Here is a 15154-nt window from a genome sequence, read left to right on the forward strand (position 1 = left end):
ATGTAAGAGTATTCTCACTTCCCGATAGTGAGAGGACAGTATGGCCGCAAGCGTGATATCCAGCGTCGCCAGGTGGAAAGAATTTCTAACCCGGTACTACAAGAACCAGATCCAGCAGCTGGCGGTTTCTGATATCAAGAACAAAGCCCTGGTCATCGAGTTCCCTAACATCACCAAGTTCGACGTCCGTCTCGCCGAAGAGCTGCTGAATAATCCCCAGCTGGTGCTCTCTCACGCCGAAGATGCGCTGACGCTGGTGGACCTGCCTGTCAAGACGCAGGTTTCCGCGAAGGTCCGGGTTATCAAGGTTCCCCGGAAGACGCAGGTCAGAGAGCTGCGGAGCAGCGACGTCAACAAGCTCGTCTCTCTCGAGGGCACGGTGCGAAAGATCACCGACGTCAGGCCGAGGATTCTGGAGGCTGCCTTCGAGTGCGCCCGGTGTAAAAATGTCCTATACATCCCCCAGGAAGGGTCCGGCAAGTTCATCGAGCCTTCCTACTGCCAGTGCAACGAGGAGAAGAAGGGTGTTTTCAGGCTGCTGTACCAGGAGTCCCGCTTTGAGGACTACCAGCGGATCAAGATCCAGGAATCCCCCGAAAACCTGAAGGGCGGCGAGCAGCCCCAGACACTGGACATCAACGTGAGCAACGACCTGGCCGGCGTCGTGACGCCCGGCGAATTTATCACAGTCACAGGTATCCTGCGCTCTGCCCAGCGCATCAACAAGGAAGGCAAAACTGCGTACTTCGACATCTTCCTGGACGGCATTTCCGTCGAGCTGGAAGAGCAGGAGTTCGACGAGGTGGAGATCAGCCTCGAAGATGAAGAAGAGATCCTCCGCATGTCAAAGGACCCGGGAATATACCAGAGAGTAATTGGCTCCATAGCTCCATCGATCTACGGGTATGACGAGGTCAAAGAGGCCGTCGCCCATCAGCTCTTCTCCGGCGTGGTCAAGGAGCTCCCCGACGGGAGCAGAATCAGGGGCGACATTCACGTGCTGCTGGTCGGTGACCCCGGTATCGCCAAGTCGCAGATTTTGAGGTACGTAGTCAAGCTGGCCCCGAGAGGCGTGTACGCGTCGGGCAAGAGCGCCTCATCCGCAGGTCTCACGGCCGCCGCAGTCAAGGACGAGTTCGACGGCCAGTGGACGCTGGAGGCCGGTGCGCTGGTGCTGGCGGACAAAGGTATCGCAGCCATCGACGAAATGGACAAGATGAAGAACGAAGATCGATCGTCGCTGCATGAGGGCATGGAGCAGCAGAGCTATCATCCTTTGACAGAAATTCTGCTGGCGGACGGTCGAAAAATCTGCATCAGTGACTTGTTTGATCAGGCCTATAAAAGGGCTGGCAGCAGCATCCAAGGAATAAATTGTGAAATTGTGCCTTGCGAAGGGGTATCAGTTCTAAGTACTGATATGAATCACATTTCAGAGCAGCGTGTAGATCGCATTAGCAGGCATAAAGCTCCCGATCACTTCATAAAAATAAGTTATTCAAACGGCAAGGATATCCTTGTTACACCAGAGCACCCTGTCTTTATTATTAGAGATGGAATATCATGCATCCCTGCTTCGGCTGTAACCATCGGTGATCCAGTACCTGCTCCACGAAAAGCGCAGGTAGGTTCGGAAATAGAATTGTTACGTGTGACATGCGTCGAAACTATTCTTAACGACGGCAAGTACAGGGCTGAATATGTCTATGACGTTACCGTCGAGCCTTACCACTGCTTCGTCTCACAAGGCGTTATCCTACATAACAGCATCAGTATAGCCAAGGCGGGCATTCTGGCGACTCTAAAATGCCGTTGCGCAATTCTGGGCGCAGCTAACCCCAAACTGGGCCGTTTTGACCCCTATGAGAGCATTCCTGACCAGATCAACATGCCTCCGTCTCTGATGAGCCGTTTCGATCTGATTTTCATTCTGCAGGACAAGCCCGAGGAGAAGCGGGATACTAATATCGCCGGGCATATCCTGAAGTCGCACTACGCCGGCGAACTGCACGAGCACAGGAAAAACAACGCGGCCAGCCACGTAACCGAGGAGATGGTCAAGACAGCTATGTCGACCATCCAGCCTGTGATCGACGCCAAAATGTTCCGCAAATACGTCGCCTATTCCAAGCGTAAGGTCTTCCCCATCATGACCGCCGATGCGAAGGAGCAGATCATCAACTTCTACCTCAGCCTGCGTAAGCAGGGCGAAGGTGACAACGCTCCCATCGCGGTTACTGCAAGGCAGCTGGAAGGTTTAGTGAGGCTCGCCGAGGCTAGCGCCCGCATGCGCCTGAGCGACAAAGTCACGGCCGACGACGTGGCCCGTACAATCCGCATCACTATGACCAGCCTGAAGCAGGTGGGCATGGATACTGAGACGGGCAAGCTGGACATCGACGTCCTCCAGGTGGGCGTCGCCAAATCTCAGAGAGACCGGATCAAGAACCTCAAGCACCTCCTGGACGAGCTGTCCAAAGAGTACGAAGGGTCGGTGCCAGTAGACGTGCTCATCGACCGGGCGGTCGAGAGTGGCATGCCAAAAGATAAAGTAGAAAAAGAGCTTAAAAAATTGAGAGAGATCGGGGAAATATTCGAGCCGAAGTCAGGCCATCTCAGCCTGTCGTGAGGGGTGACGCCTGTCACTGATATGACAGGAGTCATGAAAAGAGGATGATGAGTATGGACTACGATTCACTGCTGAACCGGGGCAAAGCCGAACTGCCGGAGAGTGTCGAAAGCAAAGCCCGTTTTGAGGTGCCTGCCGCCCGGGTCCACCTCGAAGGCAAGAAGACTGTTATCACCAATTTTGACGATATCTGCGACCGCCTGAACCGCGATCCGGACACTGTGGCTAAGTACTTGCTACGAGAAATTGGCACTGCAGGCGCCCGTACCGACGGTAGAATAACTCTTACCGGAATATTTTCCCCGGCACAGATAGACTCCGCTATCCGCCAGTTCGTCGAAGCTTACGTGATGTGCAAAGTTTGCCATCTCCCGGATACGAAGCTTATCAAAGAGAAACGGGCTACCACCATCGTCTGCGAAGCTTGCGGTGCAAGATACCCGGTAAAAACCATCAGCTAGGTGTTGTTAGATGTACCTTAAAGTCTACCGGATAGATAACGAAGTAATGGTGGCCGTCTGCGACGAGAAGTACCTCGGAAAAGAGTTTTCGGACGGGCAGGCGCAGCTGAATGTGGCGGAAAAGTTCTACGGGAAAGAGCCTGCAGGCTGCGATGAGGTAGTCACTGCCTTACGTGAAGCTACTATCGCAAACCTGGTCGGAGAAGAAAGCGTGGCCTGCGCAGTCAGCGCCGGCTTCATCGACGCGGGTTGCGTCATGTATGTGGCTGATGTGCCGCATGCCCAGCTGGTGTGCATGCCCTAGTGCAGGTATATACATAAATTTAAATATATAATAATACAATATACTGTATTTGTTGGGCAAGATACTGTAGCCGTACATGTGATTGCCTAATAATACTAAAACATATATATAATATGAATGTAATTATATATCAGTAAGTACATACGATGAAAACGGTTGGCCCGGCATACGGTTGTCATACGGTGCTGGCAATCGGAAAAACACAGGCGGTGCTTCGGAAAATGGAGATAGACAGACTGAACAAACGGATATTGCAGTTGCTTCAGCGTGACGGCAGGATCACGTACAAAGACATCACCAAAGAGATGGACCGGGCAGAGTCGACTGTACGTGAGCGCATCAGCTTCATGGAGGAGCAGGGGATTATCGAAGGCTATACCGCGATCATCAACAAGCCCCGGGTGGGCCTCAACTGCAGCGCTATCGTATATGCCAGAGTGCAGCCCACGCAGTTCGACGAAATATCTAACAAGCTAAAGCTGGTCAATGGCGTCCTCCAGATTTATCACACCAGCGGCGAAAAGAACATGTCCTTTTTCATCACAGCCACCGACTACGATGAATTGAACAGGATCATCAAGAACAAGATTACCCCGCTGGGCATCAACGAGATGGACATCTCCATCATCATGAAAGCCATCAGGGAGATCGCCGAAGTTAACATCCTGAGCGTGGACGAGAAAGAGGCAATCATGCAGGTTCGTAACAAGAAAGAAATGATACCTGCTCCGGCCCAGCTAAAATCCAGTGGCATGAAAGTGGGCGAGGCGCTCGGTGTTATGTACGGGCACTACAAGTGAGCCGGCCTCTACTATTTTTAGTATTTTTAGTAATTTTATTATCGATTTCTCGCCATAGAAAATCAACAAGAGCCTGCGCAGTGTATACCTGATTGCTCATATAGCGTTAGATAGCAAGACGATCGCTGCGCTGTGCATACTGGATTGCTCAGATTCGGTGAGACAGCAACACGAACGCTGCGCTGTGCCAGATCACAGATTACTACAGATTACGCAGATTGCACAGATTTCTTTTAAAATATGGAGTACAGCGAACCATTTCCTTTTATTATAATCGATTAGCATCTGTGCAATCTGTATAATCTGTCGTAATCTGTGATCTGGCACAGCGCAGCGTTCGTCCACGTTCACGGGCACAGAAACAGCCGTTTGTGAGTATCCTAGAAATGCTGGCCGGTACAGCGCAGCGTTCGTATACGTTCACGGGCACAGAGACAACTGTCTGCGAGTAACCCGGAAATGATGGCCGGCACAGCGCAGCGTTCATTTTAGTCCCGTTTTTAAAAAAGGCCACTAATTACCACAAGTTAGTACTATCTCAGATGTCAATGATCATCCCATCATAACCCAGGGGATACGTCTTAACTGCCTCCTCGTGGGGCGGGAACAGGTGGGCAATATGGGTTAACAGAGTCGTTTTTGCCCTTGTCTCCCGGGCCAGGTCCATCGCATCGGCAGCGTTCATGTGCTTGTTGATGTTGATGTGGGGCGGGACGATGGCGTCGGCGATCAGCAGGTCGGGGTCCATCATCAGCTTCAGGCTCTCTGCCGGGATGTGGCGGTTGGTGTCACCCGTATACACGAGTGTCTTGCCGTTGTGCCTTATGCGCATTCCCGTGGCCATCTGAATTGGGGGGTGTGTAACCTCGAACAGCGTAAACTCCAGTTCGCCGATCATAAACGGTTTGTAAAGCTCGCAGTCATGGCGCTCGAAGGACATGAAGTGGAACTCGCCAAGGACGTAATCGAGCACCTGTTTCTCTCCGTAGACAGGCATGTTGCTCTTTACCCGCCAGAAGTCTCCAAAGCCACCGGTGTGGTCACGGTGCTGGTGGGACCAGACCACTGCGTCAATCCCCTCTATGTCATGTTCCAGAAGCTGCGACCGGAGGTCCGGGCCGGATTCGATCATGACGTTCAGCTTGCCGTCGCTGACCAGCATCCCTGGCCTGTACCGCCGGCTTTTACCGCCCTTCTTAGCGTCCAGGCATGCCGGGCATTTGCACCCGATCTTCGGAGTACCTACGGCATCTCCGGTGCCCAGGAGAGTGATGCGCATGGATTAGCAATAGGCTGTGGTATAAAATAAAGTTTCTCGCCGGGCTGATATTGCTGGCGAATTCAAAATACTGGCAGAGGAACTCCCGTAGAAGAGTCCCCCGTCAGACCTTTAAAAACTGCTTATTTAGCTACTCTGGCCGTCATTCAATCTTAAGTTTATTCTTTCCTCGAACTGCCTGACTGCCCGGACCATGTCGTCCTGGGTAAGCTTGGTCCTGTCCTCTGTCAGTGCGTTGAGCACTGCTTCACGGACCACCAGGCGCAGGTCGGAGCCGGAGTAGTTCTCGGTCATGGACGCCAGCATCTGGGTGTCGAACTTGCCCTCGATGGGCTCGAGCACCATCTTGAAGATCTGTTCCCTCATCTCCACGTCGGGCAGCGGGAACATGACGATCTCGTCGAACCTTCTCCACGCGGCGCTGTCCAGTAATTTAGGATGGTTGGTGGCGCCGATCAGGAGTACGCCGTCGTTGACCAGGCTGATGTCATCGATGCACTTCAGCAGGGTGTTGACCGCTCGCTTAAGGGCCGCATGCTCATCCGACGTTCTCGTCTTCGCGACGAAGTCGAACTCGTCGATGAACAGGATGCAGGGGCTCATCTTCTTGGCCAGCTCGAACACCTTGTCGATGTTCTTGGAGGTCTCGCCCAGGTACTGCGAGGTGATCATGGACAGCTTCACCTCGAGGAACGGCAGGCCCAGCCTCGCGGACATGGCCCTGGCCGTGGACGTCTTGCCGGTTCCCGGGGGCCCTACGAACAGCAGCTTGCCAATCTCCCTTAAACCGATCTTACGCAGGTAGTCGCGGTACTGAATCGCCTTTACGATCTTCTCTACTTCAGCTTCCTGCTCAGGAGTAAGCACGATGTCGTCGATCTTCTGGCTGACGTCTTCGGGGGCGAAGACGTGGACGAGCTTCAGCATGTCTACGCCTTCTTCGCCGCCTTCGGTGGCCACGTTCTTGCTCAGCGCCTCTACCCACGCCCTGTCAGATTCCTTGGGCGGGTTTCTGGACTTGACTTCCTTGTAGTCGACGTTGAAGGTGCCGTAGTTCTGGTAATAGTAGGCCAGCACCGGGTTGTTGTTAATCCGGTCCTTCACGTCCTTCTTCGCAAACCACTTGGTGCCCAGGTCCAGCACTGTCAAGGTGAAGATCGAGCCGAACTCATCGAAGTTGACGAAAGGCAGCGACGACATGACCTCGTGGGCATCGTCCAGGTTTAAGATCGCCTTGATGTCAGAGTCGACTACCTTGATAGGCCGGGGTACGTTCTTGTTCTCGGGATCCCAGTAGTGCTTGCGGATGCTGGGCGGGAGATCGTCCTCTGTCAGTGCCCCGGAGTTGTTGTATATCTCCGCGGTCAGCAACAGTTCGAGGACATCCAGCACAGATTTTTCGTTGATATTTGCCATCGTTATTGCTCCAGTCCTGCGTTGTAAATTTTAATTAAGGTGAACTTATTAGATACGTGTTTCGCTGCTTAAATATTTTACAGTCCTCAAAAGAAAAAGCTCCGAGTCATCGAGACTCAGAGTAGGCCTATGACTCCCACGATCATCTGGGTCATGATGTCGCCGTACGCCAGCGCTACGATTACTCCCAGGGTGATCGGGATCAGCAGCGGAATCTTGGGCGTGACCCAGAGGGAGTCTTCTATCTTGCCCTCTTTTCTCCACTTCTTCAGCTGGCCGTAGAGCTCATCGTCCAGCTCAGGGTACCTGAACATGGACATATGTCTGACGACCTTGCCGTCATCCTCTTCTTCATAGGTGTGCATCAGCCTGACGTGCTTCTCTTTCAGGTCCTTGAGCTTCATCTTGTACCCGAAGAAAGAGGTGATGAAGTTAGATCTGAGCTCCCCGAACGGCAGCCTGGTCGCATTATACACAAAGATCGACAACGGGAGGACGATATTCAGTATCAGGGCGTTACCGAACACGGCCAGGGTAAAGATGGGTGTCACCGGATCTTTGGCCAGCGGGAGAGAAACGTTCAGGACGTCCATCACCGGGTAATAGGGGAATAGCACAGACATTGCCAGCAGGGCATTAGCGTCTGCCCCTCCGAAGGCTCCCTTCAGCACGTTGTTGAACAGGTAGTAGATGAAGTTGACCAGTAGGTAGATGATACAGAAGCTCAGAGCGAAGAAGAACAGCACGTTGTACCTTACTTCGTACGATGAAGTGAAGATCTCTGCCAGCAGCAGGATAACGCCGGCGGCTGTCATGACTTCCCAGAGTATGGGCGGCGCCCGTCTGGACTTCCAGTCAGTGATACAAGAATATCCCATTATTGCCAGGCATATGGCAATACGTAGCCAGTTGATTGCATCCGGCTGGACAGATAACATACGCTATTAGAATTGGCTATATGATATAAATGCTTTATTAGACAAAATAGTAAGTAAGGGTGGTTCCCTTACTCTTTGTAATTGAGCGTGTACTCGGAGATCCTGAATGCTCCGATTGCCGGTGCGAGGTCTGGCCTCTCGCTCGAGATGACCGTAACCTTCTGCTCCAGCTCGTCGCAGAGCATCTGCTGGATTCTCTCCCTGAGGCCAGGGATGCAGGCCATGCCGCCGGTTAAGATGATCGGCTCTGTCAGGACTCTCTTATAGGTCTGGTAGTGGTCCTGGGCCAGCTGCGGGAAGAAGTTCTCCATGATGGCCTCGATCACGTTGTTGACGTACTCTTCTACGGGCTTCATGATGCTCTTCTCGATCTTGAAGCCGTACTGGCCTCTGTCGTGAATGTGCACGGAGTCGTAGACTGGCTTGTAGTCGATGAAGTTGGCGAACTCTTCCTTGTACTTCCTCGCCGTGTTGAGGTCGATGTTGACGATACCCTGGGTCTCGTTCTGCACTCCGAGGCGGATCTTCCTGTCGACCAGGTTGCCGCTGATTGTGCCGAGGGTGACGGTGTGAACAGGCTCGCCGTTCCTGAACGCGCTGATTTCCAGCGTAGTGGAGCCCATGTTGACGCTCATGAATGTCTTCTTAATAGCTTCCAGGCCCTCGAAGGCCGGGATGGCGCCGCAGAAGGCTTCGGACCAGGCCTGTCTGCCGGTGCGGCCGATGGACATGCCCGAGATGATCTCTTTCAGGTTCTTGCGGCCCCTCTCGTTCTCTACGGCCGGGTGGGCCAGAGTAACGTAGCTGTTCTCCGGGATGTTGTACCGGTACACGAGGTACTCGATAAACTGGGCGGCTAGCTTGACACTGTCGTCATCCTGGGGCAGCCCTGCCCTGAACATGAAGTAGACTGAATCAGCATACTCTTCAGCAGCTTCGTCTCCGAACTTGGTGGCGAGCTTGCCGGTGAACAGATCCCGATAGCGGGCGACGCAGGTGAGCGTGCGGACGATATCCAGGCTCCCCTCGTAGTTGGGCATGACCAGCACAGTGCGGGTAGAGCCGATCTTCAGGCCGATGGGCACTGCTTCATTAGACCTCTTCTTGACATATCCCGCATCGACGAATCCGGCGCCGTTCAGTTCCATGCCACCGTCAGTGAACATTTTGCTATCGTGAACATTCATTTCTGCCATTTCATATCCACCTTTATTCTTCTCCGTCCAGTCTCCATACGACTACGGACGACTCTCTATCGGACGAGGAATCGTGTGACTTATAGTAATACAATCCCTTGACTTTCTCGATGTCGTCGTTGATGACGAGCTCTTTAGTGATCATGGTGAGCGTGTTGGGGGGAATCTCCAGATCGTTGCTCATCTGGATGAAGGAGACTCCATCCTGGTGCTCACGAATGTATCTGATGACCTTTTCTTTATCCTTTATGCTCGTGGAAGGCGGCTGGTCTCTGCCGATGGGCATCGACTTGGGTACGCGAATCCTTCCGTCCGGCTCAGATGCGATCGGTGCCCGGGTTTCGTATGCGGGCGGTGCCCTGGATTCCCTGGATTCCCTGGCTTCGTAGGCGGGAGCCCTCGGAGCCGGCTCATCGTACGCTGCCGGCGGGATCATCGACGGGCCTCTGCTGGCATGGGAGGACGATATCTTCTCCACGCTTGACCTGTCCTGCTTCTTGTAAATATCACGGGCGCTGACCATGCTCGGAGCTTCCTCTTCCTCGCCCCGGTACTCCGGGAGGCGGGGCTGCTCTGCCCTTGCATTGAAAGCCTTCTCCTGGCTCTTTTTACTGTCCAGCTTAGCCCTGGATGCTGCAGCCGCTTCACGTGCCTGCGCCATCTTTGCCTGTTCAGCCTTGCGGACCTCGGCCATCTGCGCTTTGTTCGCCTTCCTGGCCTGGCTGGATGCCTTGTAGTTATTAAGGGACTTGCCCAGTGCTCCCTGGATCGGGACTATGATACCACCGAACATTCCCATGATCATCTGGCGCTTTGTGAACAGTAGTGCGAGAATCGCAAGCACTACCAGGATGATGATGACGACTGCTGCTGCGACCGGTACCCACGAGGGAACCGCCGATTTGGTCATGCCCACGAAGATGTCCTGAGTGGGCGTATTCTCCACTATGTCTACCGGGGTTTTCCACTCATCATAGCCAGGAGCTGTAATCTTGACGTAGTGTCTCTTTGGTTCTAAGTAAGCCGTGTAGGGCAGCGTAACCGGCTTGCCATCGGAGTCAGTGATCAGTTTGTCATCGATATACAATTTGATTCCGGTTATCTCCGGGTTGACCGTATTGATCTTCACCCAGCCCTGGGTAGAATATGGTACAGTGAAGTTAGCTACCGGATTCCTGGCTCTCTGATCTGCAGTCTTATCCAGGGTGACGAAGTTTGGGTTATACAGAGTTATCTTCCTGCTGTCAAGGTATTTCTGGCCGTTGGGATCGGTAAACGCCACAGTGATATTGAAACTCTTGGAGCCGTAGACCACGCCATTGTCCGGAGCGTCTGCGGTAACCTGGACTCCGTAGAACTGGTAGAAGCCGTTCGGGTCGGTCCTGGCTTCTCCAACCTTCAGGTAGCCGCTCATGCCATCATCAGTAACCTGGTACAGCGTGACGGGCTGGTCTACGATAGGCTTTCCGTCTTTATAGGTGACGTAGCCACTCACGATGTTTAGCTGATCCTGAGTTGGCATTTCTGCTGGCTGAGGGTTCGACGCTGCAGCTGACAGCGGCACTAAAACCGTCGTTGAAATGACATCTAGATAGTTCGAGGCACCGGTCACGTCGACGTCCATGATTTTGCTCGACTGGAAGATCATACCGTTTTCCATGTACTGGCCCCATACCTTGTAGTGGCCGACCGGAAGGCGCATGATAAAGGTGCCTCTGTTTTTAGAGTTGTCCGTGAATGCGTAAAATTTCTGATCGCCAGAAGATGCGTAGACGACACCATTACCGAGAGATCTCCCACTTGAGCCGTCTTGCTGCATCGCACCCCAAAGGTAGCCGTACTCCGGAGGCGGATACTTGTCGAGCGTCGTATCTTTAACGTCGAATTTGACGATGCCCGTGTCAGTGCCGTACCACAGCGTATTCACTACGTCTGTCTGATAAGTGGTCTGGCCATCCTTGAATTCGATCTTAACCTTACAGTTCGGGTTGTTTGCCACAACATTAGCAAAGCCGAAGGCGCCGTTCTCGTCCGTTGTGGTCCTGCTGATCTCTTTGTAGATGCCATCATACAGGATCACCGTAGCACCCTGTACTGCTTTTCCGTGCCTGTCCACGACCTGTCCCAGCGCGGTGAACGGCAGGCTTGCCGCATACACGTTGGGTGCGGCGATGAGCTGTAAAACGAAGAAACTGATTAATAAGAGGGCAAGTACCTTTTTCATCCTTCGACCTTCCGACCTTCTGAATTAAGCTTTTACATCTACAAATATTTTATCGTATAACCGGTTATACACGCGGTGTTTTCGATACAAGGCATTTTTACGGCTTTTTTAATCATAAAACGCCGTAGACCGCGAGCAATTGCATGTTTTTCGCCATGATATTTATAGCTTTACTCGCCGGATCATCCGGGGCGTTTTATTCTCTCGCCATTCGACAGCCATGTGCAGGCGGTTTTATGCCTCGTCTATCTATCCACACATATGTAGCCGGTAGCTTATCGAATAGCTACTATTAGCAGCGAGTATATAAATCCTATCCTATTATCCGTCAACCATCCCCCAGCACAATATATATTATGTTTGAGCATTTCTCACCCTCCGTTTTTCCCTTCAGGCGAATTAAAAATGCGCTGGCATATGCCACTATCTGCCTGCTGCTATCCCGGCGACAAAGCCTAATATATTTTGCAGCAGATCAAAGTTTCAGAAGCGGGAGAACGGACTATGCTGAAAGAAGCTATCCTGTGGGAACAGGCAGGAGAAAACAAGCTGCGGTGTAATGTTTGCGCATACCGGTGCCTGATCCACCCGGGCAAGCTCGGCAACTGCCGGACCCGCAAAAACATCGACGGCAAGATCTTCAGCCTCATCTATGGAACCGTTACATCGGTCGCCAGCGACCCGATAGAAAAGAAGCCCCTCTACCACTTTTATCCCGGCAGCTACTCCTATTCGATGGGCTCAGTAGGCTGCAGCTTTCACTGCGAGCACTGCCAGAACTGGACCATATCCCAGGCTGACATCCAGAGCGTCTACACGAGCGACATCTCGCCCGAACAGGCGATCGAAAACGCAGCCAGAGACCGGTGCAAAACTATCTCCTGGACGTACAACGAGCCCTCCATCTGGGTCGAATTTACCCGCGACTGCGCCGACATCGCCCATAAGCGGGACATTAAAACCGTCTACGTGACCAACGGCTATGCGACCCCCGAGCACATGGACGTCATGAAAGGCTTGCTCGATGCCTACCGGGTAGACATCAAAGCCTTCACCGAAGACTTCTACCGCAAAGTCTGCAAGGCCAAACTGGCCCCGGTCCTCGAATCCTCCATAATCGCCAGGGAAGCCGGCATGCACATCGAAGTCGTCACGCTCATCATCCCCGGCCTCAACGACAGCTCGGAGGAGATCAAAAGCCTCTCGAAATGGGTCTTCGACAAGCTCGGACCCGACACCCCGGTGCACTTCACCCGCTTCCACCCCATGTACCACATGGACGACGTCGGGCCGACACCACTGCAAACCATGGAGCGGGCCCACGACATCGCGAAAACCGAAGGGCTCAACTACGTCTACCTCGGCAACACCCCCGGGCACAAGTACGAAAGCACGTGGTGCCCCAAGTGCGGGGAGCTGTTAATCGAGCGCTATGGGTTCCACATCATGCGGTATTCGATACCTGCGGATAAAAAGTGCCCCAAGTGCGGCGAAAAGATACCCATCGTCGGCGAGTACGGGCGGTAACACGACAATAACTAACTAAACCAGGGCGACGCGGAGACAATGGCGAATTGGTGGAGCAAGATCTAATGGTTAAACCACGGCGGCACGGCTCCTTATCCTGGCAACGGAAGAGCAGATGTTTGAACCACGGCGGCACGGCTCCTTATCCTGGCAACGGAAGAGCAGATGTTTGAACCACGGCGGCACGGCGACACAGCGACAGTACAAGAAACGATGGCTGGATGGTTATTTGAACCACGGCGGCACGGCGACACGGCAACAATGGCGAACCAGAAAAAGTACTCTTTTTAAGTCCACGGCGACACGGAGACAGCCCATTAATCAATAACGGTTTACTAGCCAGGTGTTTCAGTCAGTATATCATTATGATCTCATGACCGGTAAACAACATTCTATAGTGATTCCTGGTTTTTCCAGCATAGTAACAATAAAGGGATTGTCTCTGTGCCGTCAGTCCGCCGTGCCGCCGTGGATCAATAATAAATGCCTTGCTGTTTGGATATGGTTGTCTCCGTGTCGCTGTGCCGCCGTGGTTTTAAATAACCATCTTGCTATCGCTTCTAGTATTGTCTCCGTGTCGCTGTGCCGCCGTGGTTCTAGTTTTCTCTCGGTTGTACTGGTACCTATTGTCTCCGTGTCGCTGTGCCGCCGTGGTTCAAACATTAGGCCCATAGAGTTGTAGTTCAATCAGTACTTGCCTGCAATGAACTCTTCAGCGAACGCCGGTATCTGTTCGAGCCAGTAGTCGACGGCGTACTCTATTTTCTTCTCGTCGGCCTGGCCGTGGATGGTGACGGCCTTGATCTGGGGCTCGTCCAGGGGGGCGCCGATTTTGCTGACGAGGTAGACGTAGGCGTCTTCTACGCCGAGCTTGACGATGTCTTCGGCGGCCTTGATCGAAATGATGTTGTAGATCTTCCCCACGTGGTTGACGGGGTTCTTGCCGGCATGGGCTTCGAGGGTCATGGGCCTGCCGGGGGTGATGAGGCCGTTTGCCCGGTTGCCTCTGCCGGTCTCGCCGTCGTCGCCCATCTCGGCGGAGGTGCCTGTGACTGTAATATATATGTTAGTGCCGTGGTCGGCTGCGTTGACTGCGAGGGACGAGTCGCTCCACCGGGCGGAAATGTGCTCGATTGCCCGGGCTGCGATGTTTGCCTTGATGTCGGCGTATTCGTTCATGCTCCCGGCGTATTTGGACACTATCGCATCGGCGATCGTAAACTGGGCCCTTTCGCCTTTGCGGATGCCCATGACCTTCACGTCGTCCCCGGAGCCCCGGGTCTCTCTGGCAATCCGCTCGATCTCGAAGACGTCCTGCTCCATGTGGCTCAGCGGCGCAAACCCTACTCCCATGGACGTATCGTTAGCTCCCACTTTCTTGACCAGGCTTCTCAGCTCTGTCGACCCGGTGCTCAGCCGGGGCTCGACGGCGAAGTGGCCGTTCAGGTGCCTGACAGTCTTTTTCAGGTATTCTGCTGTGGCATTTGTCGCTATTTCGTAGACCGGAATCCTCGCTCCTTCGAACTCATCCGTAGCCCGCCCTCCCAGCACAACGCTCAGCGGGCGGATGATCTCCCCGCCTCCGAGCACTGGCTTCGACCGGCCTCCGATCAGCAGTACCTTGTCCACGTTGTGGTGCAGGATGGTGCCGAAGTGGTCCAGGTAGTACCTCGAAAGTGCTCTGGATATGGAGTCCGATATGCCGTCGCAGATCGTATCCGGGTGGCCGAGCCCCTTGCGCTCGACGATCTCGAATGGCTCTTCACTGTACGGTGCGGGAGCGTGCCTGATGATCATGAACAATGCCTCAATTATTATATTAACTAAATAGATATATAATAAGCTAGTGATTGGGGTGTATCATAGACGAATTCTAGCTGGTCTCATAAATGCTATGGCCTCTCAAGCATCCTTCTAAGTTCAGCTATCGGAATCCCCGTGTGCTCCGATATCAGTTTCAGCATCCCGATCAGGGTGCCACTGGGGATTGTATCGGCGCTTCTGGCGAGCGTAAGGTTACCATCACCAGAGATTGGGTCTTTAAAATGGTAGCGCTCATGACTTCCTTTGCCGCAGCGCCGGTATTCATATCCAAGCTGCAGGATAAACTTGATGAACTTACGACTTTTAGTGGCAGGAAGCTTCGACATCGTGGCCTCTTTCCGCCTCGATGTCCGGATAGTCTACTGGTATGATCTTAATGTCTATTTCCTTGTAGGGAATGTCAAAATGACATTCGACAGCTTCCCGGATTTTCTTTACCAGCCTGTCGTAAGTCCTGGCATAAGTAAAAATACCGTAGTTTACCCCGTTTGCGCAAAGCCTGCCACTATCGGGGTCCCGGAAAACTTGAAACGTCACTTCGATCTTTTTCGACATT

12 protein-coding genes are annotated in these 15154 nt (G+C 53.2%); 5 read left to right on the top strand and 7 right to left on the bottom strand.

Going from position 1 to position 15154, the window contains the following annotated elements:
* Nucleotides 1–40: 40 nt before the first annotated feature.
* From ACPLPM_RS06510 to ACPLPM_RS06525, 4 genes are all read left to right on the top strand, one after another.
* The gene (locus ACPLPM_RS06510) at nt 41–2629 is read left to right on the top strand and encodes an AAA family ATPase (RefSeq protein WP_424359430.1); all 2589 of its coding nucleotides are present in this window, start codon (nt 41–43) and stop codon (nt 2627–2629) included.
* Between the two features lie 53 nt (nt 2630–2682).
* Nucleotides 2683–3090: a translation initiation factor IF-2 subunit beta gene (locus ACPLPM_RS06515; RefSeq protein WP_424359431.1), complete on the top strand. Its 408-nt coding sequence runs from the start codon at nt 2683–2685 to the stop codon at nt 3088–3090.
* A 10-nt stretch (nt 3091–3100) separates the two neighbouring features.
* A complete protein-coding gene (locus tag ACPLPM_RS06520; protein WP_424359432.1) occupies nt 3101–3394 on the top strand; it encodes a DUF424 domain-containing protein in 294 nt (97 codons plus the stop codon).
* A gap of 221 nt (nt 3395–3615) precedes the next feature.
* A complete protein-coding gene (locus ACPLPM_RS06525) occupies nt 3616–4194 on the top strand; it encodes an Lrp/AsnC family transcriptional regulator (protein WP_424359433.1) in 579 nt (192 codons plus the stop codon).
* Nucleotides 4195–4732: 538 nt separating this feature from the next.
* On the opposite strand, the gene ACPLPM_RS06530 is transcribed toward ACPLPM_RS06525, so the two are convergent.
* The 5 genes from ACPLPM_RS06530 to ACPLPM_RS06550 form a co-directional block, all read right to left on the bottom strand.
* Complete coding sequence (locus ACPLPM_RS06530) at nt 4733–5473, bottom strand: MBL fold metallo-hydrolase (protein ID WP_424359434.1); 741 nt, start codon at nt 5471–5473, stop codon at nt 4733–4735.
* Nucleotides 5474–5599: 126 nt separating this feature from the next.
* Nucleotides 5600–6889 (bottom strand): ATP-binding protein, encoded by a 1290-nt coding sequence (locus ACPLPM_RS06535; RefSeq protein WP_424359435.1) that lies wholly within the window; start codon nt 6887–6889, stop codon nt 5600–5602.
* Between the two features lie 116 nt (nt 6890–7005).
* Nucleotides 7006–7827: an A24 family peptidase C-terminal domain-containing protein gene (locus ACPLPM_RS06540; RefSeq protein WP_424359436.1), complete on the bottom strand. Its 822-nt coding sequence runs from the start codon at nt 7825–7827 to the stop codon at nt 7006–7008.
* A gap of 68 nt (nt 7828–7895) precedes the next feature.
* A complete protein-coding gene (locus ACPLPM_RS06545; protein ID WP_424359437.1) occupies nt 7896–9023 on the bottom strand; it encodes a rod shape-determining protein in 1128 nt (375 codons plus the stop codon).
* 13 nt (nt 9024–9036) lie between these two features.
* Entirely contained in the window at nt 9037–11247 is a 2211-nt protein-coding gene (locus tag ACPLPM_RS06550) for a carboxypeptidase-like regulatory domain-containing protein (protein WP_424359438.1), read from the bottom strand.
* Between the two features lie 504 nt (nt 11248–11751).
* On the opposite strand from ACPLPM_RS06550, the gene amrS reads away from it, so the two are divergent.
* Nucleotides 11752–12774 carry an AmmeMemoRadiSam system radical SAM enzyme gene (amrS, locus tag ACPLPM_RS06555; protein ID WP_424359439.1) on the top strand — a complete coding sequence of 341 codons (1023 nt, stop codon included), beginning with the start codon at nt 11752–11754 and terminating at the stop codon, nt 12772–12774.
* 687 nt (nt 12775–13461) lie between these two features.
* Here the strand turns inward: amrS and ACPLPM_RS06560 are convergent.
* Together ACPLPM_RS06560 and ACPLPM_RS06565 are read right to left on the bottom strand one after the other, a co-directional pair.
* On the bottom strand, nt 13462–14571 hold the full coding sequence (locus tag ACPLPM_RS06560; RefSeq protein ID WP_424359440.1) for a methionine adenosyltransferase: 1110 nt from the start codon (nt 14569–14571) through the stop codon (nt 13462–13464).
* A gap of 330 nt (nt 14572–14901) precedes the next feature.
* Nucleotides 14902–15153, bottom strand: a complete 252-nt coding sequence (locus tag ACPLPM_RS06565; protein ID WP_424359441.1) for a hypothetical protein — start codon at nt 15151–15153, stop codon at nt 14902–14904.
* Between the last annotated feature and the right edge of the window lies 1 nt (nt 15154).

Source organism: Methanocella sp. MCL-LM (assembly GCF_049676595.1).
In the GTDB taxonomy this organism is placed as follows: Archaea; Halobacteriota; Methanocellia; order Methanocellales; family Methanocellaceae; genus Methanocella_A.

Excerpts from the sequence above, each read along its gene's own strand:
- ACPLPM_RS06510 (WP_424359430.1), top strand. The coding sequence starts at position 41 with ATGGCCGCAAGCGTGATATCCAGCGTCGCCAGGTGGAAAGAATTTCTA.
- ACPLPM_RS06515 (WP_424359431.1), top strand. The coding sequence starts at position 2,683 with ATGGACTACGATTCACTGCTGAACCGGGGCAAAGCCGAACTGCCGGAG.
- ACPLPM_RS06520 (WP_424359432.1), top strand. The coding sequence starts at position 3,101 with ATGTACCTTAAAGTCTACCGGATAGATAACGAAGTAATGGTGGCCGTC.
- ACPLPM_RS06525 (WP_424359433.1), top strand. The coding sequence starts at position 3,616 with ATGGAGATAGACAGACTGAACAAACGGATATTGCAGTTGCTTCAGCGT.
- ACPLPM_RS06530 (WP_424359434.1), bottom strand. The coding sequence starts at position 5,473 with ATGCGCATCACTCTCCTGGGCACCGGAGATGCCGTAGGTACTCCGAAG.
- ACPLPM_RS06535 (WP_424359435.1), bottom strand. The coding sequence starts at position 6,889 with ATGGCAAATATCAACGAAAAATCTGTGCTGGATGTCCTCGAACTGTTG.
- ACPLPM_RS06540 (WP_424359436.1), bottom strand. The coding sequence starts at position 7,827 with ATGTTATCTGTCCAGCCGGATGCAATCAACTGGCTACGTATTGCCATA.
- ACPLPM_RS06545 (WP_424359437.1), bottom strand. The coding sequence starts at position 9,023 with ATGGCAGAAATGAATGTTCACGATAGCAAAATGTTCACTGACGGTGGC.
- ACPLPM_RS06550 (WP_424359438.1), bottom strand. The coding sequence starts at position 11,247 with ATGAAAAAGGTACTTGCCCTCTTATTAATCAGTTTCTTCGTTTTACAG.
- amrS (WP_424359439.1), top strand. The coding sequence starts at position 11,752 with ATGCTGAAAGAAGCTATCCTGTGGGAACAGGCAGGAGAAAACAAGCTG.
- ACPLPM_RS06560 (WP_424359440.1), bottom strand. The coding sequence starts at position 14,571 with ATGATCATCAGGCACGCTCCCGCACCGTACAGTGAAGAGCCATTCGAG.
- ACPLPM_RS06565 (WP_424359441.1), bottom strand. The coding sequence starts at position 15,153 with ATGTCGAAAAAGATCGAAGTGACGTTTCAAGTTTTCCGGGACCCCGAT.